At 59.6% G+C, this 22,852-nt stretch carries 23 protein-coding genes; 3 read left to right on the top strand and 20 right to left on the bottom strand.

What is annotated here, in order from left to right; genetic code table 11:
• Positions 1-79: 79 nt before the first annotated feature.
• Genes HY696_08095 through HY696_08075 form a run of 5 tightly spaced genes read right to left on the bottom strand, consistent with a single transcriptional unit; the run spans position 80 to position 3,495 of the window.
• Positions 80-595, bottom strand: coding sequence for a CopD family protein (locus tag HY696_08095; GenBank protein MBI4238361.1), 516 nt, complete (start codon positions 593-595; stop codon positions 80-82).
• Complete coding sequence (locus tag HY696_08090) at positions 588-950, bottom strand: hypothetical protein (protein MBI4238360.1); 363 nt, start codon at positions 948-950, stop codon at positions 588-590. The genes HY696_08095 and HY696_08090 overlap by 8 nt, the downstream gene beginning before the upstream one ends.
• A complete protein-coding gene (mazG, locus tag HY696_08085) occupies positions 923-1,711 on the bottom strand; it encodes a nucleoside triphosphate pyrophosphohydrolase (GenBank protein ID MBI4238359.1) in 789 nt (262 codons plus the stop codon). Before mazG ends, HY696_08090 begins: the two co-directional genes overlap by 28 nt.
• A gap of 60 nt (positions 1,712-1,771) precedes the next feature.
• Positions 1,772-2,536 carry an ABC transporter permease gene (locus HY696_08080; protein ID MBI4238358.1) on the bottom strand — a complete coding sequence of 255 codons (765 nt, stop codon included), beginning with the start codon at positions 2,534-2,536 and terminating at the stop codon, positions 1,772-1,774.
• Positions 2,533-3,495 carry an ABC transporter ATP-binding protein gene (locus tag HY696_08075; protein MBI4238357.1) on the bottom strand — a complete coding sequence of 321 codons (963 nt, stop codon included), beginning with the start codon at positions 3,493-3,495 and terminating at the stop codon, positions 2,533-2,535. The genes HY696_08080 and HY696_08075 overlap by 4 nt, the downstream gene beginning before the upstream one ends.
• A gap of 248 nt (positions 3,496-3,743) precedes the next feature.
• Between HY696_08075 and HY696_08070 the strand changes: the two genes are divergently transcribed.
• Entirely contained in the window at positions 3,744-4,094 is a 351-nt protein-coding gene (locus HY696_08070) for a hypothetical protein (GenBank protein MBI4238356.1), read from the top strand.
• Between the two features lie 565 nt (positions 4,095-4,659).
• Here the strand turns inward: HY696_08070 and pyrF are convergent.
• The 5 genes from pyrF to HY696_08045 are packed head-to-tail and all read right to left on the bottom strand — an operon-like array spanning position 4,660 to position 9,670.
• Complete coding sequence (pyrF, locus tag HY696_08065) at positions 4,660-5,376, bottom strand: orotidine-5'-phosphate decarboxylase (protein ID MBI4238355.1); 717 nt, start codon at positions 5,374-5,376, stop codon at positions 4,660-4,662.
• The gene (locus HY696_08060) at positions 5,373-7,121 is read right to left on the bottom strand and encodes a proline--tRNA ligase (protein MBI4238354.1); all 1,749 of its coding nucleotides are present in this window, start codon (positions 7,119-7,121) and stop codon (positions 5,373-5,375) included. The genes pyrF and HY696_08060 overlap by 4 nt, the downstream gene beginning before the upstream one ends.
• Positions 7,122-7,164: 43 nt before the next feature.
• On the bottom strand, positions 7,165-8,346 hold the full coding sequence (nrfD, locus tag HY696_08055; GenBank protein MBI4238353.1) for a polysulfide reductase NrfD: 1,182 nt from the start codon (positions 8,344-8,346) through the stop codon (positions 7,165-7,167).
• On the bottom strand, positions 8,346-9,167 hold the full coding sequence (locus HY696_08050) for a 4Fe-4S dicluster domain-containing protein (protein ID MBI4238352.1): 822 nt from the start codon (positions 9,165-9,167) through the stop codon (positions 8,346-8,348). Before HY696_08050 ends, nrfD begins: the two co-directional genes overlap by 1 nt.
• Positions 9,167-9,670 (bottom strand): hypothetical protein, encoded by a 504-nt coding sequence (locus HY696_08045; protein MBI4238351.1) that lies wholly within the window; start codon positions 9,668-9,670, stop codon positions 9,167-9,169. Before HY696_08045 ends, HY696_08050 begins: the two co-directional genes overlap by 1 nt.
• Positions 9,671-9,884: 214 nt before the next feature.
• Here HY696_08045 and HY696_08040 point away from each other — a divergent pair, with 214 nt between their 5' ends.
• Both HY696_08040 and HY696_08035 read left to right on the top strand, forming a co-directional pair.
• A complete protein-coding gene (locus HY696_08040) occupies positions 9,885-11,726 on the top strand; it encodes a hypothetical protein (protein MBI4238350.1) in 1,842 nt (613 codons plus the stop codon).
• Positions 11,727-11,742: 16 nt separating this feature from the next.
• Positions 11,743-13,497, top strand: coding sequence for a NapC/NirT family cytochrome c (locus tag HY696_08035; protein ID MBI4238349.1), 1,755 nt, complete (start codon positions 11,743-11,745; stop codon positions 13,495-13,497).
• A gap of 30 nt (positions 13,498-13,527) precedes the next feature.
• Here HY696_08035 and HY696_08030 read toward each other — a convergent pair whose 3' ends face one another.
• The 10 genes from HY696_08030 to narH form a co-directional block, all read right to left on the bottom strand.
• Positions 13,528-13,947 carry a type II toxin-antitoxin system VapC family toxin gene (locus tag HY696_08030; protein MBI4238348.1) on the bottom strand — a complete coding sequence of 140 codons (420 nt, stop codon included), beginning with the start codon at positions 13,945-13,947 and terminating at the stop codon, positions 13,528-13,530.
• Positions 13,908-14,147 carry a type II toxin-antitoxin system prevent-host-death family antitoxin gene (locus HY696_08025; GenBank protein MBI4238347.1) on the bottom strand — a complete coding sequence of 80 codons (240 nt, stop codon included), beginning with the start codon at positions 14,145-14,147 and terminating at the stop codon, positions 13,908-13,910. Before HY696_08025 ends, HY696_08030 begins: the two co-directional genes overlap by 40 nt.
• A gap of 286 nt (positions 14,148-14,433) precedes the next feature.
• Complete coding sequence (locus HY696_08020; GenBank protein ID MBI4238346.1) at positions 14,434-14,988, bottom strand: hypothetical protein; 555 nt, start codon at positions 14,986-14,988, stop codon at positions 14,434-14,436.
• Positions 14,989-15,051: 63 nt separating this feature from the next.
• Positions 15,052-16,317 carry an alginate export family protein gene (locus HY696_08015; GenBank protein ID MBI4238345.1) on the bottom strand — a complete coding sequence of 422 codons (1,266 nt, stop codon included), beginning with the start codon at positions 16,315-16,317 and terminating at the stop codon, positions 15,052-15,054.
• Positions 16,318-16,336: 19 nt separating this feature from the next.
• Positions 16,337-17,659: a NarK/NasA family nitrate transporter gene (locus HY696_08010; GenBank protein ID MBI4238344.1), complete on the bottom strand. Its 1,323-nt coding sequence runs from the start codon at positions 17,657-17,659 to the stop codon at positions 16,337-16,339.
• 26 nt (positions 17,660-17,685) lie between these two features.
• Positions 17,686-19,170: an MFS transporter gene (locus tag HY696_08005; protein ID MBI4238343.1), complete on the bottom strand. Its 1,485-nt coding sequence runs from the start codon at positions 19,168-19,170 to the stop codon at positions 17,686-17,688.
• Entirely contained in the window at positions 19,154-19,810 is a 657-nt protein-coding gene (locus HY696_08000; GenBank protein ID MBI4238342.1) for a hemerythrin domain-containing protein, read from the bottom strand. The genes HY696_08005 and HY696_08000 overlap by 17 nt, the downstream gene beginning before the upstream one ends.
• A gap of 20 nt (positions 19,811-19,830) precedes the next feature.
• Entirely contained in the window at positions 19,831-20,559 is a 729-nt protein-coding gene (narI, locus tag HY696_07995; GenBank protein ID MBI4238341.1) for a respiratory nitrate reductase subunit gamma, read from the bottom strand.
• A gap of 16 nt (positions 20,560-20,575) precedes the next feature.
• On the bottom strand, positions 20,576-21,286 hold the full coding sequence (locus HY696_07990) for a hypothetical protein (GenBank protein MBI4238340.1): 711 nt from the start codon (positions 21,284-21,286) through the stop codon (positions 20,576-20,578).
• A gap of 5 nt (positions 21,287-21,291) precedes the next feature.
• Complete coding sequence (gene narH / locus HY696_07985) at positions 21,292-22,845, bottom strand: nitrate reductase subunit beta (protein MBI4238339.1); 1,554 nt, start codon at positions 22,843-22,845, stop codon at positions 21,292-21,294.
• Positions 22,846-22,852: the final 7 nt, after the last annotated feature.

Raw genomic sequence — 22,852 nt, 5'->3', positions numbered from 1 at the left:
GCGGAACACTCCCCCTCACCCAGCCCTCTCCCCAAAGGGAGAGGGGGGTGGAAGCCCCGCGGCTTGCCGCGGGGAGTATTCATCCCATCCTCAAGGCGGCGGCTAATAGCACGACGGCGAGTGCGACCAGCAATGCAATACGCATCATGCGCCGCAGCGCCCCGGTCAACGCGCGGCATTCAGCGCACTCCGTCGTGACGCCCGGCGCGGTATTGCAGTGACTGGGCATATGGGCGCGCACGCGCGGATACGTGACGAACGTGACGTGTCCCGCGATCCCCACTAACAGCAAGAAGAAGAAGAGTTTGATCGCGAGCAAGCGGCCGTACGGCGTCTCGAACCACGCCGCGGCGGACACCAAGTGCTGCACGCGCATCGCGCGATCCAGCCCGGTCAGTAACAGCAGTCCCGCCGCGCTCCACACCACGGTGATAAAGCGCCGCAACAACAGCGGCATCAGTGGCGCCTTGACGCTCGTAGATTGCGGCGCCAGCGCCGGCAACAGCACGAAGTTGATATAGAGAATCCCGCCGACCCAGGCCATCGCGGCCAACAGGTGTAACCAGTGCGGAATCAACAGTCCGAGATTATTCATACGCACGCCTCCGTAAGAGATCACCGGCCGCCACGACCCAACAGACCAACATCAGGGCAATGCCCCCAAAGACCCAGTTGCCATGCAGTGCCCAGGCTTGGCCCGCCGCGTCCCACAACAGCGACGGCGTCGGATCGGGTTGGGACAACAAGGTTTCACCGATCGCGTTCATGCTGCGGACGAAGCGGAGCAACGGATAGCACGCGGCCACGAGTGAGACGGCCATAAAAAGACCGCCGCGCGTCCGTTCCCGCAAATACCACTGCCCTGCGCCCGGGAGAACGCAGAGGGACAGAAAGAGTGCGGTGCGACGGGAACGCGGTGCGTTCATGTCGCAGCCTTTGCTTGCTGCCATAACGTCTCCCACTCGGCCGGCGTCAGGTCCTGATTCGGTTCCCGCCCCGTCGCGCGCAAGTGCTGCTCCATCCATTGAAAGCGGCGCGTGAACCGCAGATTCGATTGTCGCAGTGCGCCTTCCGGATCGAGCTCCATCCACCGTGCCCATTGCACGATCGCAAACAGCAGGTCGCCGAGTTCGGCGGTCATCGCGTCCCGCGAGCGGTTGGCCGTGGCGGTTTCTAACTCCGTCACTTCTTCGGTAATCTTCGCGAGCACGTCCCGCGCTTGCGGCCAATCGAAACCGACGCGTCCGGCTTTTTGGCCCAAGCGGAAGGCCAACAGCAACGCCGGCAATCCCTTCGGCAGTCCGTCGAGGATCGACCCGCGCTGCGGTTTCTCTGTGCGCTTGATCTGTTCCCAATTCGCCAACACCTCGCCGACGCCGCTGACCGTCGTGTCGGCGAACACATGCGGATGCCGCCGAATCAGTTTCTCTGTTACGCCGGTGACGACGTCGTCGATCGTGAACGCGCGCGCGGTATCAGCGACCATTTGTGTCTGGAAGACGACTTGGAGCAACAGATCGCCCAGCTCCTCGCAGACCTGTGCCGTGTCGTGCGTGTCGATCGCCTCCAGCGCTTCGTGCGCCTCTTCCAGCAGATACGGCGCGGCGCTTTGCGGTGTCTGTTCCCGATCCCACGGGCACCCATCCGGTGCCCGCAATCGCGCGATCACAGCGACCAGTTTTGCAAATAATTCCCCCGTCGGTTGCGGCATGTCGCAGCGTCATACTGACGGCGCTCGCGGCTGTCAATCGGGGTCTGGTGCGTTGCGCCCTTATCGCACCAATCGATAGCCGCGTTTGATGAGCCACCAGGCGAGCGTGGCGCTGGTGCAGGCCCCGCCGGCAAGGACGAGTGCCGAGACGCGAAAGGGGACATCGGAGGCGCCGAGCAGCAGAAAGCGGAATCCGTCGATGCAATAAAAAATCGGATTGGCGTACGACACCGCGCGCCAAAACGGCGGCAACAGCTGCAGCGAGTAAAACGTGCCGCCCAGATACGTCAGCGGCGTCAGGATGAACGTCGAGATCGTGGCCAAATGATCCCAGCTATCGGCCATTAGACCGCTGACGATTCCGATCCCGGCGAAGAACACGCCGACGCCGAGGAACCACAGCAGCATGATGAATGGATGTTGCATCGGGAGCCCGATCGCCGCCACGCCGACGCCGACGGTGACCAGTCCGATCACGAGCCCGCGCGCCACGCCGCCGCAGAGTAGTGCGATCACGAATTGATACGGCGCGATCGGCGACGCGACCCAATTCTGAATGCTGCGATCGAAACGCGCCGCGTACAGCGACGTGGAGGAATTCGAAAAGGCGTTCGTGAGCACGCCCATCAACGCGAGTCCCGGCAGGATATATTGAATGTACGGGACACCGTGCAATTCGCGGATTTGCCCGCCGAGCGAATAGCCGAAGATCACAATAAAAAGCACGGTCGTGATGACCGGCGGCGCAATCGTTTGTCCGGCGAGTCGGGTGAAGCGATACAGTTCGCGCCGCAACAGCGTGGCCAAGATGCAGTGACGATTCATGCGGCGGCCTCCGCCGTCATCCGACTGCCGGTGACTTTGAGAAACACTTGTTCCAAATCGCCGCGCGTGATGTGCAGGTCGACGACGCGGCAGTCCGGAATCTGCTCGAGGCGGCGCAACACGTCTTGGGTCAGCGGCCCGATGCGTTCATCGCCGTGTCGGGTGCGGATTTGCAGCCGACGCCCTTCGTGCAGCACGGCGACGTGCGCGTCCAGCGCGCCCAACATGTCGGCATGGACGGGCGTTGCCAAGTCGATCGTCAGCATTTGTTCGCAGTAGCGTGCGATCAGTTCCTGCGGAGTTCCCAATTCCACCAGTGTGCCTTGGTGGATCACGCCGACGCGTTCGCACAATAATTCCACTTCGTCGATGTAATGGCTGGTGAGCACAATCGTCGTGCCGCCGGCCTTCAACGCGCGCAGCACCTCCCACAGCGCATGGCGTTGTTCGACATCCACGCCGGCAGTCGGTTCATCGAGGATCAAGACGCGCGGCTCGGCGATCAATGCGCGCGCGATCATCAGGCGTTTTTGCATGCCGCCGGAGAGTCGGAAGTATTGCACGTCGCGCCGTTCCCAAAGTCCAAATTGGCGCAGTAACGCGTCGGCCCGCGCGCGACTCACGGCGCGGGAGAGTCCGTTGTAGCCGCCCTGAAATTCCAAGATGCGTTGAATGGGGAAAAAATATTCCACATTCACTTCCTGCGGCGCGAAACCGATTTGCGCCTTGGTGCGCAGCGGCGCGCGGACCACGTCGTCGCCGCAGACCATGACTCGTCCGGTGGTGGGGCGGGCCAGACCGACGATGCAGCTGATGAGCGTGGTCTTGCCGGCGCCGTTCGGCCCCAGCAGACCGAAAAATTCCCCGGGGCGAATGTCGAGCGACACCCCGGCCACGGCCGTGACGGTGCCGAAACGCTTGACCAGCTGGTCGATCCGAATGGCGGAAACATTGGGCATGAGGTGCGCCGATAGCACAGCAGGGAGGGGGCTGTCACGCTTCCGGCCTGGGGCCTGGCCACCCCGAATTTGGGCCTGCCCCCCCCGGGTACGGACCATTTTTCGGCGGGTTTTTGTGGACCCTTGCTCTGATCCGTTTGAAAATGTTCATCTTTTTTGCGGTCGATCTGAGCGCTATGGCCGTATGGCGTGGCACTTTGGTTGCTCTATTATCCGGCAGACACCAACGAGCATAGGGGAGGTTGGCCATGTTGAAGAAAGAGATCAAAGGGCACGCATTAGACCACGGCGGGCACTTGTTGGTGCATAGCGAGCATGTCGAACCGAGCCCGCGCCTCAAGAAGCGGAACGACCCAATCTTAGAGCTGCAATTGGCCATGGCTACGAGTTCGATCAATCACGAATACGCGCGGATGGAATACGAAGAGACGGCGGATCGGGAGCGCCAAGAGGAATTGACGCATTATATGGAAGAGTGTTGGCAGAAATATCACCAAGCGCGGGAACAACTGAGCCAAATGAGTCCGCTCTCCGTCGACCAATTCGAACGCGACCTCGCCTACCAAAAACGCTCCACTTTACAACACTACAGTGCTTAGTCTGGTGTCCCCTGTCACCGTGCCGTCCCTTTGCACGGGGGCCAATCGCGCGGGCCGGGGGTCTCCAGGGTACGCGGTCGCTGCGCCATCGAGGCGCAGCGCCGCTCACCCTCGCCGATTTCGTCATTACAATACGCAAGGAGAAATCGGCTGCGAGAGCCCCTGGAGACCCCCGGCCCGCGCGATTGGCTGCTATGTATCCTCGTCTTCTGATGGGTGCCCATCCCATAAAGAAATTTTGCCGATTGATCCTAGAGGTCCCGGCAGGGGCGAGGGGGGGCTGCGGGCGAGTCTGAGCGGGTAAGGACGCCATCGCGGAGCGATGGCATGGTCCGCGGCAGTCATGTCGGAAACGCAACGCGTTTCCGTCCTTTGACAGAGTACTATGGTGTTGAAGCCCGACCGAGCGAGGGCGTGTCGTGGCAAACGACGTCCGGTGGACGTCGGCAAACACGACACGCTGCTGAAGTCCGCCTTCCGCGCTGGCGGAGTGAGCCGAGCGCCGTAACGCGAGGCGAACGGCCCGCAGCCTCCCCTCGCCCCTGCCGGGATAAGGGGCACGCCACTAGCTAATCGCCTTGATCTCTGCGATGAATGCGTGGACGACGGTGCGGGGATCGCGGGCTTCGGTGATCGGGCGCCCGACCACCAGGTAATCGGCGCCTGATTCGATGGCTTGGCGTGGACTGCCGATCCGGCGTTGGTCGTACGCCTCTTCGCCGATTAAACGAATACCGGGCGTGACGATCAGAAAGTCTTTGCCGCAGGCGCGCCGAATGGAATGAATTTCCATCGGCGATGCGGTGACGCCATCGAGCCCGGCTTCTTTCGCCATCTGCGCCAAACGCACGACTTGCTCGCGCACTTCATATTGCACGCCGATGTCTCCCAACGTTTCCAAGCTGGTGAGCACGGTGACGGCCACGAGTTTCGGCCGTTTCGGGCCCATCGTGCGTTCCAGCGCGTGCAGCGATTCTTCCATCATCCGTTGTCCGCCGGAGGCATGGAGGTTGATCATCGTGACACCGAGTTCCGCCGCCGCCACTATGGCTTTGGCCACAGTGCTTGGGATGTCGTGATATTTTAAGTCGAGAAAGGCGTGACATCCGCAGCGGCGGATCATTTCCACGACCGCGGGGCCGGCCGCGGTGAAGAGCTCCATGCCGACTTCGAAGTTTTTGACGTCTTCCCGGAGCAATTCCACGAGCTCTTGGGCTTGATCCAGCGACGTGCCGTCGAGCGCCACAATCAGTTGCTCTTGGTGCTTTGCCGTGCGTGTCATGCCGTCCCCCCGGTCGCTGCCAGTTCCTCTTGTATCCGTCGGACGACGGCCTCGACGGGCATCATCTGCGCCTCGCCGGTCCGACGGTCTTTCAACTCGACGGCCTGTTGAGCGATGCCTTTGCCACCGATGATGACTTGGTAGGGGAGACCGATCAATTCGGCATCCGTAAATTTGACGCCCGCGCGTTCTGACCGGTCATCGAATAAAACGTCGAGGCCGGCCGCAGTCAGTGTGGCATAGGTCTGTTCGGCGTAAGCCGTATGGGCCGCATCTTTGGCGTTGAGGAGCAGCAGCGCGATATGGAACGGAGCGATCGGCAGCGGCCACACAATGCCGCGTGCGTCGTGGTGTTGTTCCACGGCTGCAGCAGCGGTCCGCCCGATCCCGAGGCCGTAGGTTCCCATGATCATCGTTTGTTCGTGCCCTTCATGGTCGAGATAGCGCGCGCCCAACGGTTCGGCATATTTGGTGCCGAGTTTGAAGATGTGTCCGACTTCGATGCCGCGGATGATCGCGAGCGTGCCGGTCTCGCAGCGTGGACACCAATCGTCGGCTCGGGCGGTGCCGAGATCGAGGTACTGCGTTGGAGTAAAGTCCCGACCCGGCACGACATGCATGCAATGATAATCGGTTCGATTGGCACCGGTGGCGCCCCACGGCAGTTGCGCGATCGCGTGATCGGCCAATACGGTCACTGGTCCCCAATCCGGCAAGGTCGCCGGGAGACCCATTGGGCCGGCAAAGCCGACTGCGGCGTTCGTGAGATCGTGAATAGTTTTTGGCCCGGCGAGTTCTAAGAAGGTTGCGCCGGTGGCGGTCTGCAATTTGTGTTCGTTCACTTCGCGGTCGCCCGGAACGAGTGCCACGACGATCCCGCCATCGCGTTCGTAAATGAGCGTCTTGATCATTTGCGCTGCGGTTACGCCCAGGACGCCGATGACGTCTTGTACGCCGCCGCGTCCCGGGGTGTGGACTTCGTGCGCCGAGGGCACGTCCGCCTGCGTCCCGGTGGCCGTTGCGGGAACGCGATACGCCGCTAGTTCGACGTTCGCGGCATATTCGCACTGCGGGCAATGGGCGATCGCGGATTCGCCGGTCTCGGCCAGGATCATCACTTCGTGTGACGACGATCCGCCGATATTCCCAGTGGCGGCTTCGACGACGCGAGCCGAGAGGCCGCAGCGATGGAAGATCCGCAAATAGGCCGCACGCATGGCAGCATATTCGCGATCCAGATCGTCCAGACTGGTGTGAAAGGAATAGCCGTCTTTCATGATGAATTCGCGTCCGCGCATTAAGCCGAAGCGGGGACGGACTTCATCGCGAAACTTGGTGTGGATCTGGAATAAGTTTTTCGGCAGATCGCGATACGAACGGACCGAGGCGGCGACAAGTTCGGTGATCACTTCTTCGTGCGTCGGTCCGAAGCAGAATTCGCGATCGTGGCGATCTTTGATGCGCAGCAATTCCTTGCCGTATGCGCCCCAGCGGCCGCTTTGTTGCCAAAGTTCCGCCGGCACTAAACACGGCATCTGGACTTCTTCGCATCCGGCGCGCGTCAGTTCTTCCCGCACGATGTGCGTGACTTTCAACAGCACACGCCATCCGAGCGGTAGATAGGTGTAGATCCCGCGCGCGACCTGACGGATAAATCCGCCACGCAACAACAATTGATGCGAGACGACTTCGGCCTCGGCCGGGGTCTCACGGAGCGTTGGAATCAAAGCACGGCTGAAACGCATCGTGCCGTTGTTTAGGCAGATGAGGTCGAAAAGTCAAACCGATTCAAGCCCCTTGCCGCGTTTCTGCCGGCGATTCGAACGCGGGCAAGATGCGATTCAGGACGTAGAGGAGCAGGAAGGGGAGTGCGAAGATGACGAGCGCCGCCAAGACGCCTTCCTTCTCCAAGAAGTAGGGGTGATAGTCGCGGAATCCGCGGAAGCTCTTGGAGAAGATTTGGCCGCCGATCACGACGTTCCAGCGCATCGAGAAGACTTGCACCAGCAACAGCAGCGAGGCTACGAAGGTGAGCGTGTTGCGCACTTTTTCGTGCAGATATTGATTCATCAACACGGTGACCATCAGCAAGATGAACGGAATCAGCGCGCCGAGCACCATCTGGACCGTGATGAAGGAGAAGGAAAGCTGATGCGTCAGCAGCGGCCCTATCACTTCCCACGCGTCCGATTTCTCATACGCCAGCGTGATGATTTCCAGCAACTCGATCGAGACGGCCACGATCATGAACATCCAGAGGAGTTGCGCCAATCGGGAGATGCACGCTTGGTCGATCGGCGTGCGGCGCATCTTCATGATGATTTGATAGAGGACGATCAGCAACGCGATGCCGGAGACGATCGCGGAAAACAGGAAGATGACCGGCATCAGCGGCGTGGACCACCAGGGATTGGCCTTGAGGGCGCCGAACAGGAAGCCGACATATCCGTGCAGAAAGCAAGCGGCGGGGATACCAGCGGCGGCCAGGAAGTTGACGATGCGCCGATCGGTTTCCACGGCCTCCGGATGGAGGTCGTAGACGCCGAGTGCGAGCGCTTTGTACAACATGCGGCGCCAGCCGGTCGATTGCGTGGCATACGCGATGATATCGGCGCGAAACACGAGCCACACTTCAACCAGCACCAGGATGAAATAGATGCTGAAAATGATGCCGAAGCCGGCCATCGCGGACGAGAAGTTCGGCGTGATCATAATGTTGAGCGCTCGTTCCGGATGCCCTAAGTGATTCAGCAGTGGCAGCGTGGCAAAGCAGAGAAAGGCGAACGAGGCGAGCAACGAGAAGCGGCCCACCGGTTTGAGCGGCGCGATATGAAACACGTGGTAGAGTGACGAGACGACGAACGATCCGGCGACGAGTCCGGTGATGTACGGATAGAGGACGATCATCAAGCTCCAGTGGATATGGTGATCGTTTGGGAAGAGATATTGAATGTTTTCGAACAGCAGCATCACCGCACCTCCTTATCCAACCCCAAATAAAAGCAGCTCGGCTTGGTGAGTTTTTCTGGCTGCAGCACGGCGAGCCGCTCCGTGGCGATGATTTTGCGGACCGGATCGTCTTCTTTTTTCAGATCGCCGAACAGTCGCGCTCCCGCCGGGCAGGCCTGCACGCATGCGGGTTGGAGGCCTTTCGTGATACGGTGGTAACACCACGTACACTTCTCGGCGACTTTCGTTTCCGGATTCAAAAAGCGACTCCCGTACGGACAGGCCTGGACGCAGTAGCCGCAGCCGACACAGCGTTTGTCATCGACAAGAATGACGCCGTCCTGTGTCCGGTAGGAGGCTCCAACCGGACAGACTTGAATACACGGCGTATTCGAACAGTGATTGCAAATTTTCGGAACAAAATATCCTTTCGAAACATTAAAGCCCGGGCTGATCGGCCCGAATCCTTTTTCGCCCCCTTGCGGGGAATCGACGTGGACTTCGCCGCGCTCCGACACTTCGTATCGTTCGACCCACGTGCGAAAGAAGCCTGGTGGGACGTTGTTCTCTTTCCGACACGCCTCCACACACATCCCGCAGCCGATACATTTCGTCGTGTCGATGACGTAGGCGTAGAGATGTTCTTCCCACTGATAATCGGGATGGCCTTCCGGATGCGGGGCGGTCGTGTCCACTTTGGCCAGGCTGCGTGTTGGCAATAACCCGACAAACAGTGTGGCCGCCGCCAATTCACATCCCTTTTGCAGAAAGCCACGCCTGTTGACACCTGGTTCCGCGGTGGGCTCCGGTGTGGCCGGGGCGTTGTTCGTGGGCGTCGTCATTATGGTTTCTCCTTCGTGGCGGCGCCCGTGGGGTCGTGCGGCTGGTGACAGCTGAAACAGATGGTCGGGCTGTGGGCCTCCGGCATGTCGCGGAGGTGTTCCTCCGGGTTGATCTGCGCGAATGTTGTAGGGCGAGAGGGGAGTTGCTGATGGCAACGAAGGCAGAGCTGCGCGGTTTTTTGGATCGGCATCGGTCCGATCACTTCTCCGGTCTCCGGATTAGCATGGACATCGACACGATCGTGGCAGTCTTGGCATTGGACCGTGGTGTGCTTCCCAGTCTGATGTTGAGTCGCCAAATCGGGATGGCACATCGCGCAGACCGTCTTGGGGCCGAAGTGCGTCGTCCGGTTCATTTGTTCGGCGACGTTGGCGCCGCGATAATGTCCGAATTGCTGAAAGGAGGTGGGGATCAGGAACGCACGAAACACAAAAAAGGCGACGAGCCCGCTGACGATCAGGAAGGTGATGCGATAATAATGTTTGTTGTGCCGTCGGGGCATGCCGTCTCTCCCTGTCCGCGGACCTATAGGTCCCGGTGGTAATGATTCCGGCTGCCAGATCCAACGCAACCCTCTCCATGTGCGTTCCCACAGCCGATGCATTGTGGCTCCACTATGTCGGGCGCTGCCGCACGGGCCTATGACTGATATCAGTTGCTTTCTTGATCCCGGGCGTTAGATGGTCTCCGCACCATCCCTTATAGCGCGTGGCACTATGCATCAACGTGGGACCAGAATCTGGGGCGAAGCGTGGGTGGGGCGATTGGCACGGCTGTTGCGTAGTTGGCTGGCATTTGCGCTCCTCTGGATTGCGCTACCCGTTGGTGCGGAGTCTCCGACTACGGCCGATTGCCTGGGGTGCCATGATGCGATGGAACCCCGCATCACAGCGGAAGCCCTCCAGGGGTCGGTGCATGAAGGACTTGCCTGCACGGATTGCCACGCCGATGTCAGTGCCGTGCCGCACGAAGCCACTCCAGAACGCGTTCAATGCGCCACGTGTCACCCGAGCGTAGGTGCCGAGCATGCGCGTGGCATGCATCGCATCGGGAGCAAAGACGGAGTCGCCTACGCGACCGAATGTCATGATTGTCACGGCTCGCACCAGATTTTAGCCAAAGACAACCCGCAGTCGCCGGTGCACCACACGCGGGTGCCGACGACCTGTAAGCCGTGCCATGTCGGGGTGTTTGAAAATTTTCAACGCAGTGCACACGGGGCGCTGTGGTTAGCCGACGATCCGCGAGGCCCGGTCTGTACCACGTGCCATACCGCGCACCAAATTCAGAAGGTCGCATCGAAGGGATTTCGTGTCGAGCTCCCGCGAGAGTGCGGGCGGTGTCACGACGACAAGGCCCCATCGTATCGTGACAGTTTCCATGGCCAGGCCACGTCGATCGGCTATCTCGTGGCGGCGAAATGTTCCGACTGCCATACCGCGCATCTGAATCTGCCCAAGTCGGATCCCGATTCTTCCGTGCATCCGGATCATCTCATAGCGACCTGCGGCGAATGTCATGACTCCGCCAATGTGAACTTTGTCGCGTTCGATCCCCATCCCGACTTTGCGGATCGTGCCAAATCGCCAGTGCTGTTTTATGTCACGCATTTTATGGCGGCGCTGCTGATTGCGGTCTTCAGCTTCTTTGGGCTGCATACGCTGCTGTGGCTGCAACGCACCGTAGTAGCGTGCAAACGCGGCGAGCTGCCGCATTTCCCGAGTAGTGCTCAATACGTGCAGCGCTTCTCGTTTGCGCAGCGGATGACGCATTTGGCCGTCGTGGTCAGTTTCTTAGGGCTCGCCGCGACTGGGGCGTTGCTGATGTACCACGATGCACCGTGGGCTCCGCTTCTCAGTGCGCTCTTCGGCGGCGCGGAAGTTTCTCGGTATTTCCATCGCCTCTTTGCCGTCGTCACAGCCGGATATGCCACCTTTCACATCGGCTACTTGGTGCGCAGCTATGCCGGCACGGATGTGCGTGCCGAAGTGCGATCGGGTCATACGATCATTCCGCGACTGAAAGATGCCCGCGATTTATTTGAAAATCTGCGTTGGTTTCTCTATCTGGGACCGCGTCCGCAGATTGGACGCTGGGCCTATTGGGAGAAGTTCGATTATTTTGCGATCTTTTGGGGTGTACCCGTGATCGGGATTTCCGGGCTGATGCTCTGGTTCCCCGAATTTTTCACGCGCTTCCTCCCCGGCGTTGCGCTGAATATCGCGATGGTAGTGCATGGCGAAGAGGCGTTGTTGGCCATCGGCTTCATTTTCATTTTCCACTTTTTCCATGTCCATCTCCGGCCGGAAAATTTCCCGTTCGATCCCGTCATTTTTACCGGACGCATTCCGTTAGAACGCTTTCAGCACGAGCGTCCGGAAGAATATGCCGACTTGGTTCGTTCCGGCCGACTCGCCGATGTCGTCGTCGGACCGCCGGCTCCGCGTACCCAACGATTTGCATACGTGTTTGGCTATTCGGCATTGGGAATCGGCATTGGGTTGGTGCTGCTGATTTTTGTGGCGTATCTCTGGCGGATTATGCACATGGCCGTGTGAACTGAAGGAGTATCGTGTGGAGACATCGCCGCATTCGCATCCCCCCGCAATTGGCTGGCGTCGTTGGTTGTTGAAAATCGGGATCGATGTTCCGCTCACGCATCGCTGGCGGGTTCACTTGCTGCCGCGGTTTTTCGTTACACTCGGCATCGGGTTTTGCCTGTTCCTGGTCGGGCTGCTCGGAATGGCCACGTATTCGACCAGCCCGGCGTTCTGTAATTCGTGTCATATCATGACGCCGTATTACGAGGCGTGGCGGACCTCGCAGCACTACGGCAAGGCGAAATGTGTGGATTGTCACTATCCGCCGTCGGATGGGTTAGGCGAACTCTTGTGGCACAAGTTTCAGGCCTCCTCGCAAGTGGTGAAATATATTACGCGCACCTATTCTTCCAAGCCGTTCGCAGAGATTGAAGACGCGTCGTGTCTCCGTTCCGGATGCCATTCGACGCGGCTGCTTGAAGGGCAAGTGTTGACGAAGCACGGCATTCGGTTTGATCATCGCCCTCACTTGTCGGAGCCGCGGCGAGGTCGACAGCTGCGCTGTGTCTCGTGTCACTCCCAAATCGTCGTCGGCACACACGTCGAAGTGACGTACAGTTCGTGCTTCCTCTGTCATTTCCGGGACGGGAAGACGGGCGACGTCGGTGAACCGGGCGTGGGGTGTCAGGGGTGTCACAACTTGCCGGAACAGTCGTTCCAAGTCGGCAACATGAGTTTCAATCACCAAGACTTCGTGGTGAAACGCGGCTTGGCGTGCAAGAACTGTCATCTTGATGTGACCGAAGGCGAGGGGAAGGCGGAAAAAGATCGGTGTTTTACCTGTCACAATCAGCCGGAGAAGTTGGAGAAATATGACGACATCCCGTTCCTGCACGAAAATCACGTCACGAAACACAACGTGGCGTGTCTCCACTGTCATAAAGAGTTGAAGCACGGCTTCCAAGAGGCGGGGAAAGCGGCCATTGCGCCGCTCAATCGGCCCGCGGTGCCGGAGAGTTTCCTGACGCGGCACCGGACGCCGGCGCTCGCGTTCGATTGTAACTTCTGTCACGAACAGAAGCACGTCGGACAATTAGAGATGTACAGCGGCCGTGTCGATTCGCTGGGGCTCCCGAATATCCCGAGTCCCATGTACACGGCCCAAGTCGATTGTGTCGGCTGTCACTACCGCGAGCAAAAAGATAAACCGAGTCCGGAGTTCGGCGGCGTGACAGTCGCGGCCGCGCCGCAGGCCTGTATTAAATGTCACGGTGAGGCCTTTACCGGGATGTGGGAGGAGGCGCAGTCGGCGCTCAAGGCGACGTTGGCGGCATTAGATAAGAAGATTGAGTTAGTGAAAGAGGCGCTGGCGAAAGCGACGTTAGCGGCCGATGCGTTAGCCCCACTGCACACGCAATTCGCGCAAGTCACGCGATGGCACGACTTTGTCCGCTTCGCGCGCGGCGAGCACAACGTGTACTTGGCATCCGCGGCGTTGCGCAAGGAAGACGCGGCGCTGGGGGAACTCGGAAGTGCGCTCAAAGTGCCGCTGCCGGATACGACGAATCTGCCACTGCTGAATGGGTCGTATTGCGCGACGATGTGTCACACTAAACTCGGCGTGCTGGTTCCTCCCGCCACCGTGCAGGTCGACGGTAAAACCATGCCACATAAGGCCCACACCGAAATGATGGGTTGTGCCAGCTGCCACGAACTCGGTGGTCACAAAGACGTGCCGCTCCACGCCGACATCAAGACGACGCTCTGTGCGGGGTGCCATGCGGAGTGAGCGCAGGCGCGTTATTCTTTGCGTGCTTGGCTACGCTGCAAACTCGAGCAGGTCGAGTCCGTCGATGCAACGGAAGTGCTTCACATTGCCTGTCAAGAGCGTGGCACGATGGAGCAGCGTGGAAGCGGCAATCAGGGCATCGGCGACGCGCAGTCCGTGGGGGAGTGCATAGTGTTCGATGAGGTGGATGGCTTTCTCAGAGGCGGCCGTGCCGGGGTGCAGAAACCGCGCGACATTTTCCGCCACAAAGGCCTGAACCTCCCGCAGCTCTTCGTGGGAACGGCAGCCTTGGAGCAATTCCATCAGTGTGATTGAGCTGATCCAACGCCGACGATGTTCGATGTCCTGCAATGCAGCTGCGGCCCGGCGATTCCCGCGGAAGTACCAAATGAGGATATCTGTATCGATGATTATCGGCCGTAGCGTGGGCCGCGCTGGTCGTCGAGCCATGCGTGTACGTCCTTGAGTGCGGTATGGTCCTTCCACATGCCGAACCCGATCGGGTGAAAAACGTTGGTGTCCTCAGCCGTCAGGGGAACGAGCTTGGCGACCGGACGCCCCCGATACGTAATGGTGGTGCGCGTGCCGCGCCGCAGGCTGTGGAGCACGTGTTTCGTCCGGTAGCGCAAATCTTTAACGGAGATATCCATAAAGAGACACTTTTGAGTATACACTTGTGTCTTCGACTGTCAACAGGGGTGATGAGCACTCAAAGTATGCCGCATAACGCGTAAAGCGCCCATTTTCGAGGGCCCAGGATGCCCCAGGATTGCGCCGGCGTGGTGAGTCGGCCTCCAGCATCCCACCACCGCGCAAAAAAACCTCAATACAATCAACACACCATTGGCTCCGTCTGGACGCGACGTAGATAATGTGAAGGAAATCAATGGGTCGCTATCACTACGGACTGGCTGATGCAGTCCGGTGCGGCACGAGCTACGAACAGCTGTCCATGTCCGGGCCGAAGAATTGGTCGTCTTCTTTGGTCCAGCCGGTCTTGCCGCTGGGGGAGCGGAGTCGAATCCACCACTGACTCTGTATGGGAACTTTCTTGGTCCGCTCAGCGAAGTCCGTCACGCTCTCTGCGTCATCTAGTTCGATGATGCGGCCTTGATGCCGCACTTTCCAAAATCCCTCACCTAACGAAACGAGAAAAAAGACCTCATCTCCTTTGCGGATCTTTTGTACGGGCACGTCGCTAATCGCCTGGGTTCGATAGGGGACGCTATGCACTTCCCCGGTCAAGGCCTGTATCTTGCCCCCGGCAGCGACTTTTTCGATTGCGGTTCCACTCCCGATCGCGTCGTACAAACGAAACGGTTTCACAACTCTCCACGCTCGATATGTACAGCATTCGAACGGGCATGCGCCTTTATCCACGTAGACGTCGGCCGCGTGGGCTTCACGTAAACATTCGATGCCGAGGGATATCGCCAGACCAATAACCCCTATGAGGCGCACGAGACGTGACTCGGTGTATTTGGTTTCCATGTCGCGGACCATAGCGCAGGGTCAGACTTCGTCGCAAGCGATGAGCGCTCAGCCACCGCTCCGCTAAAAACTCACTTGCGTCTGGGCGTAGGCGAAGTGGGCGTCGCGTTTGGTGCCGGTGTCGGCGAGGAATTTGCCGGCGCGGAAGTAGGAGTAGCCGACGAGGAAGTTCGCGTACTGGTTCAGCTTGTACTTCGCGAGCAGATCGACTTCGTGGCCGACGAAGCGGGAGGCCCCGGCGGCGCCGGCGCGGACTTGGGCGCCACTGGCTTGGTAGAGGCCGTCGGCGGGTTGCGCGAGCAAGAAGGCGTGATATTGCAGGCTGGTCGTGAAGTTTTTGAACGGCACGCATTGAAAGCTCGCCGATGCGTCGTGGATGTTCCTCCAGCCGACGACGTCCATGTAGCCGTATTTGTCGTGATTGGTGGGAAAGAGGTTGTTGAACGTGGTGACGCGGCCGACGCCCGGAGAGGAATCGCCGGACGCGAGGCTATATTCGACGCCCAGCCGTGGCTTCCAGCCGGTGTCGAACGTGTACCCGCCGCGGCCGTGGCCTGCGTACGCGAAGATCGTGTTGCCGCCCGATTTACCGGATTGGAGTGCCGCTTCGATGCCGAAGTCCCAGGGACCGAGCGTGCCGACGAAGCGATTGCCGAGCGTATAGACGGCCAGTCGGCCGCCGCCTGCGCCGCCGTCGTTGTCGACCAGGACCAGCGCATAGGGTTCTTCAGCGAGCGTGTCGGTGAGGTCGACGTGGCCGTAGAGGCCGCCGAAGTATTGATTGCCGCCGACACGTTGAATCCAACTGGCGAAGCCGTCGACCCACGCATGGTCAAATTTCAGCGTGGCTTTGACGGCGTCGAACGAGCGGCCGATATTCGACCAGCCGAAGTCACCGACCAAACGCCCGTCGCCGTACGCGAACTCTTGACGGCCGAGCCGCAGCGAGAGCGGACTGCCGCCGATCGCGGGCAGATCGAGAAAGGCTTGGTGGAGATCGAGATCGTCGAGCGCCGTGCCATTGGCGATCGTGGATTCCTCCTGTGCAAAGGTGCGGGAAAACTGCGGCTGGATGAAGACGCGCAGTCCAGCAATCGGCTTGGCATCGAGGTGGATGCGCGCGCGCAACAGCACGAACGCGTCGTCTTCCACTGCGGTGCGGCCCGGCATGAAGCTGTTCAAATTAACGAGTGTCTCGCCGCGCAAGCGCAACTCTCCGCCCAGCTCAATTTTTTTTGTCGGAACATCTTCGGCGAATGCTGCGGTTGAGGTGGCGACACAGCAGGCGACGCACGCGATACGAATGAGACAAGCCAATGGGTTGATCATAACCGGATCCTTTCGAACGTTAGCACGGTTTTTCGGCGCCGCGCCGCTGATAAAACCACCAATTGATGCCGATGTTGAGTAGATAAAACAGCGCGGCACCGTAAAAGAAGAGATTCGGGTTGCCGGTCTTTGTCAGCACCACGCCGATCAATGTCGAAAAGATGAACGGTCCGTATGCCGCGATCGCGCCGGTCCAGCCCAGCACGCCGCCGGCTTGGCGCGGTTCGAAGATCACGGGAATTTGGCGAAACGTCGAGGCATTGCCGATCCCGGAAAAGAGGAAGAGGCCTAACATGCACCAGACGAATGCTGGGAACGATGCCATTGACGACGGCGTGGTGAAAAATGTCACGGCAATGGCGCAGCCGAGCAGTCCGATCCCGCTGATGTGAGTGAAAATCGCGCCGCCCCATTTGTCGCTGGGTGGGCCCATCACGACACGGATCGTCGAGCCGACGAGCGGTCCTAAAAAGGCGTAGCGCAACGGATCGGGCGCGTCCGGGAACTGGCCGTAGAGCGATTTGATCAACAGCGGGAACGCGGCCGAGAATCCGGAAAAGGAGCCGAACGTCATTATGTAGAGGAGTGTCATCAGCCAGGTGTGTTTGTTGCTGAAGATGTCGAGCTGTTGACGGAATGAGGCCTTGATCGGGACGCTGCGGAGCTGTCGCCACGCGAGCAGTCCGAGCAGTACCAGCAGCGGCACGTACCAGAACGCGGCATTTTGCAACCACAGCGGTTTCGTGACCTCACCTTTCGTAAAGGTCTGCGGCGCGCCGGCCAACGTACCGAACACCGCGAAGCCGATGATCCACGGCGTGACGAATTGGGCCAAGCTGACGCCGAAGTTGCCGACACCGGCTTGAATGCCGAGCGCAGTGCCTTGCAGCCGCTTCGGAAAGAAGAGACTCGTGCTCGGCATATATGACGAAAAATCCCCGCCGCCGAAACCCGCCGACAGGGCCAAGACCATGAAGATCCAGAACGGCGTCTCCGGATTCATCACGGCGAAACCGATGCCGAGGCAGGGGAGCAGCTTTAAAAAGGTGGCGATCGTGATCACGGTGCGCGTGCCGAAGATCGGGATCAGAAAGGTATGGATGATCCGCAACGTGCCGCCTGCCAGGCCCGGCATGGCCGCGAGCCAGAAGAGTTGCATGGTGTCGAACTGAAAACCGATGTTCGGGAGTCGCACGACGATTGCACTCATCATGAACCAGGTAGCAAATGAAAGGACGAGCGTCGCGGTGGTGATCGTCAACGTGCGCCACGCGATTTTCGATCCCGCAGATTGCCAGAAATCGGCGCGCTCCGGTTCCCAGACGTTCAGCCAAGTTGCCATGGAGAACTCTCCTTTGCGGGGACTCGTCAGCGCTGCGTGGACACGACGTGCGGCATCCGTTCGAAAGCCTCCGGCAGCGTCGTCATCTTCTTAACAACTCGGTGCATCCAATAGAGACACACTACGGAGAGGCCGGCGAGGAACATCCACATGCTGGTCCAGAGTCCGGTGAGCTGGAGTAAATAGCCGAAGATGACAGGGCCAACAAATCCGCCTAAGCCCCCAAGCACGCCGACCATGCCGCCGACGACGCCAACTTGGCGAGGGAAATACTCGGGGATATGTTTGTAGACCGCCGCCTTGCCGATGCCCCAGACGATCCCGACGATGAAGATCAAAAATGTCGCGATCCAGATGTTGGCCTGAAAGAAAATGTGCGTGACGCCGCGCGCCAGCAGCTGTTTCTTTTTTACCGAATCCCCGACGTGCACTACTGGCTCTTGCCAGCTGCGCGTCGTCGGCCAGACCAGCGTTTGGTCATTATTGGGCTCGTCCGTTGCCGTTTTCGGCGTCACGATATATTCGCGCTGTTCCACGACGATCCGACGCTCGGAAACTTCCGCGACCATGCCGGCGCGCTGCGCCATCACGCCTTTGCCGGGCGTGAACAAATCCATCCGCGGAAAAATTAACAGCAGACAGCATGCGGTGGAGAGGCCGAGGATCCAATACATCACGCGGCGCGCGCCCCAGTGATCGGACATCCAGCCGCCGAGGGCGCGGATCACGCCGGACGGGAGGCTGAAGATCGAGGCGAAGAGGCCCGCGGTCACGAGCGAGACGGAGTAGACATTGACGTAATACGGGACCAACCATTGCGCGAGGCCGACGAAGCAGCCGAAGACTAAGAAGTAGTAGAGACCGAAGCGCCAGACGCGGATCTCTTTCAGCGGTTTCAACATTTGCAATAACGGTTCGCCGCTATGTTCGGGTTTCTTGTTCTCGGCCAACAGCAGGAACAGGCAGCCCATCGCCAGCAAGACGGCGGCGTACAGTTTGGGCAGCGTGCGCCAGCCTTCCAAGTTGGCGCCGTGTGCAGTGAGCCGGCCGAGTAATGCGGGCGCGCATAGTGTGGTGACGGCTGCGCCGGCGTTTCCCATCCCGAAGATCCCGAGTGCGGTGCCTTGCCACTGGCGCGGATACCAAACGGACGTATACGCGATGCCGATCGAGAAGCCGGTGCCTGCGAGTCCGAAGCCGAAGCTGAGCAGCGCGAATGAAAAAAAGTCCGTTGCAGTGGAAAGGAAATACATCGGAATGGCACACAGCAGCAGCAACGTGCCGAAGATCCACTTGCCGCCATATTTGTCGGTCAGCATCCCGGCGGGGAGGCGGAAGATCGATCCGGTCAAGACCGGAATGCCAAGCAGCCAACCGATTTCGACGGAGCCCCACGGAAAGAGTCCGTTGTCGGTCAGAAACGTGACCAGCACGCCGTTCAGCGTCCATGCGGCAAAACAGACGGTGAACGCACAGACGTTGAGCGCCAGGACTTTATGAGCGGACGGCATTGTCGTCCTCTGAGTGCCATTGGTTGAATTCAGTCGTCGTGATCAAGCGATGCGCGGTCGGAAACAGGATCTGTTCCTCGCGGAAGATATGCAGCCGCAACAGCTCGACCAAATGCTTCGCCTGTTCCAACGCGGCGTCCAGCACGAGTAATCGCGAGCGTTCGTCCGGGAGCCGGAACGCGAGGCCCAAAAAATTCAACACCACGGCCGCGAGTTGAATGCTCTTGATATGGTCGTCTTCCATCAGATCGACTGCCGTCGTTGGGTCGGTGCCTGGGGCGCGTTCGCCGTTGGCCTGCAAGCGTTGGTGGAGCATTGGAAAGAACTGTCGCTCTTCCCGCCGCGTATGCGGAACCAAGTCGTGCTCGAAGTAGTGAAAGAAATGGCGGATGGCGAGATCTTCCGTTTTGGTAAAACCGGTTTGTTGAATGGTCGCAATCGCCGTTTCAAACCGTTGCAGCTCGTCCAGACAGGCCGCGTGCTCGCGGCAGAGTTGCTGCAGAAACGGATGCAGTGCCTCCGTCGGGACATGGTCGGCGGCTGGGGGCGCGTACGCGGACGGCGGATCCATCGGCGAGAGCGCGTTGCCTTCGATCCCGCGTTCCGGTTGCTTTTGTAAGCGGTCCAAATGGTGTAGCATGAGCGTATCCATCGTGATCCTCACGTGTTTTGCGGGCGATGCTGGGTCCAGACGGTGCGAGGGTCGCGGACTTGTTTGCGATCCCAGTACCAAATGACTTTTTGGTACGGCCGCCAAATGTAATGGAATGGCGCGACGAGGAAGTGGACCAGTCGAGTAAAGGGAATCAGACCCAAGATCAGGAATGCGCCGACAATATGGGCCTGGATGACGTGTGGCATCGCGCTGACGGCGTCGATCCGCGGGCTGAACGTCAGCAGCGACCAGAGATACGGCGATAGATCGGCGGCGAACCACGAAGATCCCCACCGATAGCCGAGCGCAATCCAGCAGCCGAGCACGATTTGCAGCAGGATCAACAGTTCGATGGCCAGATCCATTCGCGTCGTGACGACTTGGACGCGCGAATGCCCAAGCCGCCGCAGCAACAACGTGACCAGTCCGGCCAGCACGCTCAGACCGAACGTGAACGCCAGCACTTCGAGGGCGATCAAGCGGACCGGACTGCTGTTCCAGGCCAAGGTCGCTGTCGGAAAGAGCCATGTGACCAAGTGGCCGGCGAACACGGCCAGGATTCCCCAGTGGAACAACATGCTGCCGAAGAAGAGCCGTTTGCCTTCCAGGAATTGAGAAGAGAGCGACGAATATTTGAATCCGGTGGCGCGATAGCGATGGATCGCGCCGATCAAAAACGTCGCTGCGGCGGCGTAGGGGATGGCGATGAAGAGGACGGAATGGATCGCGTTCATAAGCAATGTCCCTTGGTTACGAGTCGCAGCCGCTATTGTGCGGATTGACCTCGGTTTCAATCTCCATTTCCTTGCCGACCAGTCCGAGAAAGTCGGTCGATTGCGGACGGCTGGACCACGCGGTCAGTCGCTCGATCTGCGCCGCGACCTGGAAGTCGTGTTGCAACACGAGCAGCAGCGCATCGAGCGCTTGCGCGTAGATGGTGCGCGCCTCGCCGGGCGCGGTGTCGAGCAGCGTGCGGTAATGTTTTTGATAATGCGCATTTTTCTTTTCGATCCGCTCCGTGTCGAACTCGCGCCGCATCAGCAGCAATGCCGGTACGAGAATTTCGCTGACCAGTTCGGCGCGCAATTCCGCGTCCGGCATTTTCGGCAGCAAGCGCAAGAGGTTGGGAAGATGATCGGCCAATTCGCCGCGACAATCGTTGGCCTGTTGGCGATGTTCGCGCGTCAAGTGCGCCAACAGCTTGGCGCGTTTGTAGTCGTCGCCGAACAGGATGTAGCCGATGTCCAGCGTTGTGGTCGCTTGGACGTCGAAAGTCCGCGTGTAAAGTTCTTGTTGGTCGACCATGCGGGACGGGATGCCGGCGAGAAAGCGTTGCAGCACGGACGCGGCCTCCGGATACGCAGCTTGCACGGCCTCGACGGCGACGGCTCCGTGCGCCGCGAATTCCGGGCCGGGGAAGTCGAAGAGCGCGGCTAGTTGCTCATACAGGGTAGGTTGCATAGGGGTCACAATCCTCTCGCCATCGTGCCTTCTTTGAAGCCGAAGCCGGTGCTGCCTTTCTTGTCGCCGGTGAATTCCAACATCTCGATCGCTTGTTCGCGATGCGCTGCGGGAATCACAAATCGATCGTCGAACTTCGCCAGCGACGTGAGGTAATACACTGCGTCGGCAATGGCCGGCGTGTAGCCCACGTCGCGCAGCACTTCTTGCGCCTTTTGTTCCGTGACATCGCCGACCGTCTTCCACCGTCGGTAGATCCGGACCGCCATCAATTTCTTCAACCGATCCTTCACGGCATGCTCATCGCCAGCGCCGAGCAAGTTCGCGAGGTACTTCAGCGGGAAGCGAGCCTGTTCGATGGTGCCCCACAACTCCGCCGTGCTCGTGTCGTACAGCCAGTTATCGTCCCACACCTTGGCCACGGGTCCGAGCTTCGCGGCTTGCTCGCCTTGTTGGACCGCTTTCACCGAGGCCATCACCGGGAGCAGCGGCGGGACATAGAACAACATCGGGAGGGTGCGGAATTCGGCGTGGAGCGGCAGTGCCAATCCCCACTGCTTCACGAATTTGTACGTGGGCGACTGCTGCGCCGCATGGATTGTGGAGTCCGCGATCCCGTTCGCTTTCGCGGAGGCGATGACTGCCGGATCGAACGGATCCATCAGGATGTCCATTTGACTCTGGATGACGTGCTGCGCCTCCGCCGATGCCGCTTGTTGGATCCGATCCGCGTCGTAGAGGATCACGCCGAGATAGCGGATGCGACCGACGCAGGAGTGCATGCACGCCGGCGCCAGCCCGGCCTCGATCCGCGGATAACAGAGGATGCATTTCTCGGCCTTGCCGGTGTGCCAGTTGTAATAGGTCTTCTTATACGGACACGCGGTGACGCACATCCGCCACGCGCGACAGACATTTTGGTTGATCAGCACTACGCCGTCTTCGCCGCGCTTGTAAATCGCGCCCGACGGGCACGCCGCGACACACGCGGGATTCAGACAGTGATTGCAAATGCGCGGCAGATAGAAGAAGGCCATCCGTTCCAACTGGAACATCGCCTCGCGTTCGCCGGGCGACAGGTCTTTTAAATTCGGATCGTTGCGCGCATAGTCGGGGCTGCCGGAGAGGTCATCGTCCCAGTTCGGGCCCATCTTGATGTCGATCGGCTTTCCGGTAATCAACGAAACGGGACGCGCCGTCGGTTGGTCGTCGCCGGCCGGCGATTCGATCAAGTCGAGATATTTGTAAGTAAACGGTTCGTAATAATCGTCGATCACCGGCAAGTTGGGATTGTGAAAGATGTTCAACAACCCCTTGCGTTTGCCGGCCCCGCGCAACGCAATCCCGTCACCGTGTTTTTCCCAACCGCCTTTGTAGATCGTTTGGTCTTCCCACTTCGTCGGATAGCCGGTGCCCGGTTTCGTCTCGACGTTGTTCCACCACATGTATTCCGCGCCTTTGCGGTCGGTCCAAATATTCTTACACGCGACCGAACAGGTGTGGCAGCCGATGCATTTGTCGAGGTGAAAGACCATTGAAACTTGTGAACGGATGTCCATGTCGCCC

It is taken from the genome of Deltaproteobacteria bacterium (assembly GCA_016210045.1).
In the GTDB taxonomy this organism is placed as follows: Bacteria; UBA10199; UBA10199.
The sequence above is the reverse complement of the archived record's forward strand: the minus strand, read 5'-3'. Positions and strand labels throughout refer to the sequence as shown.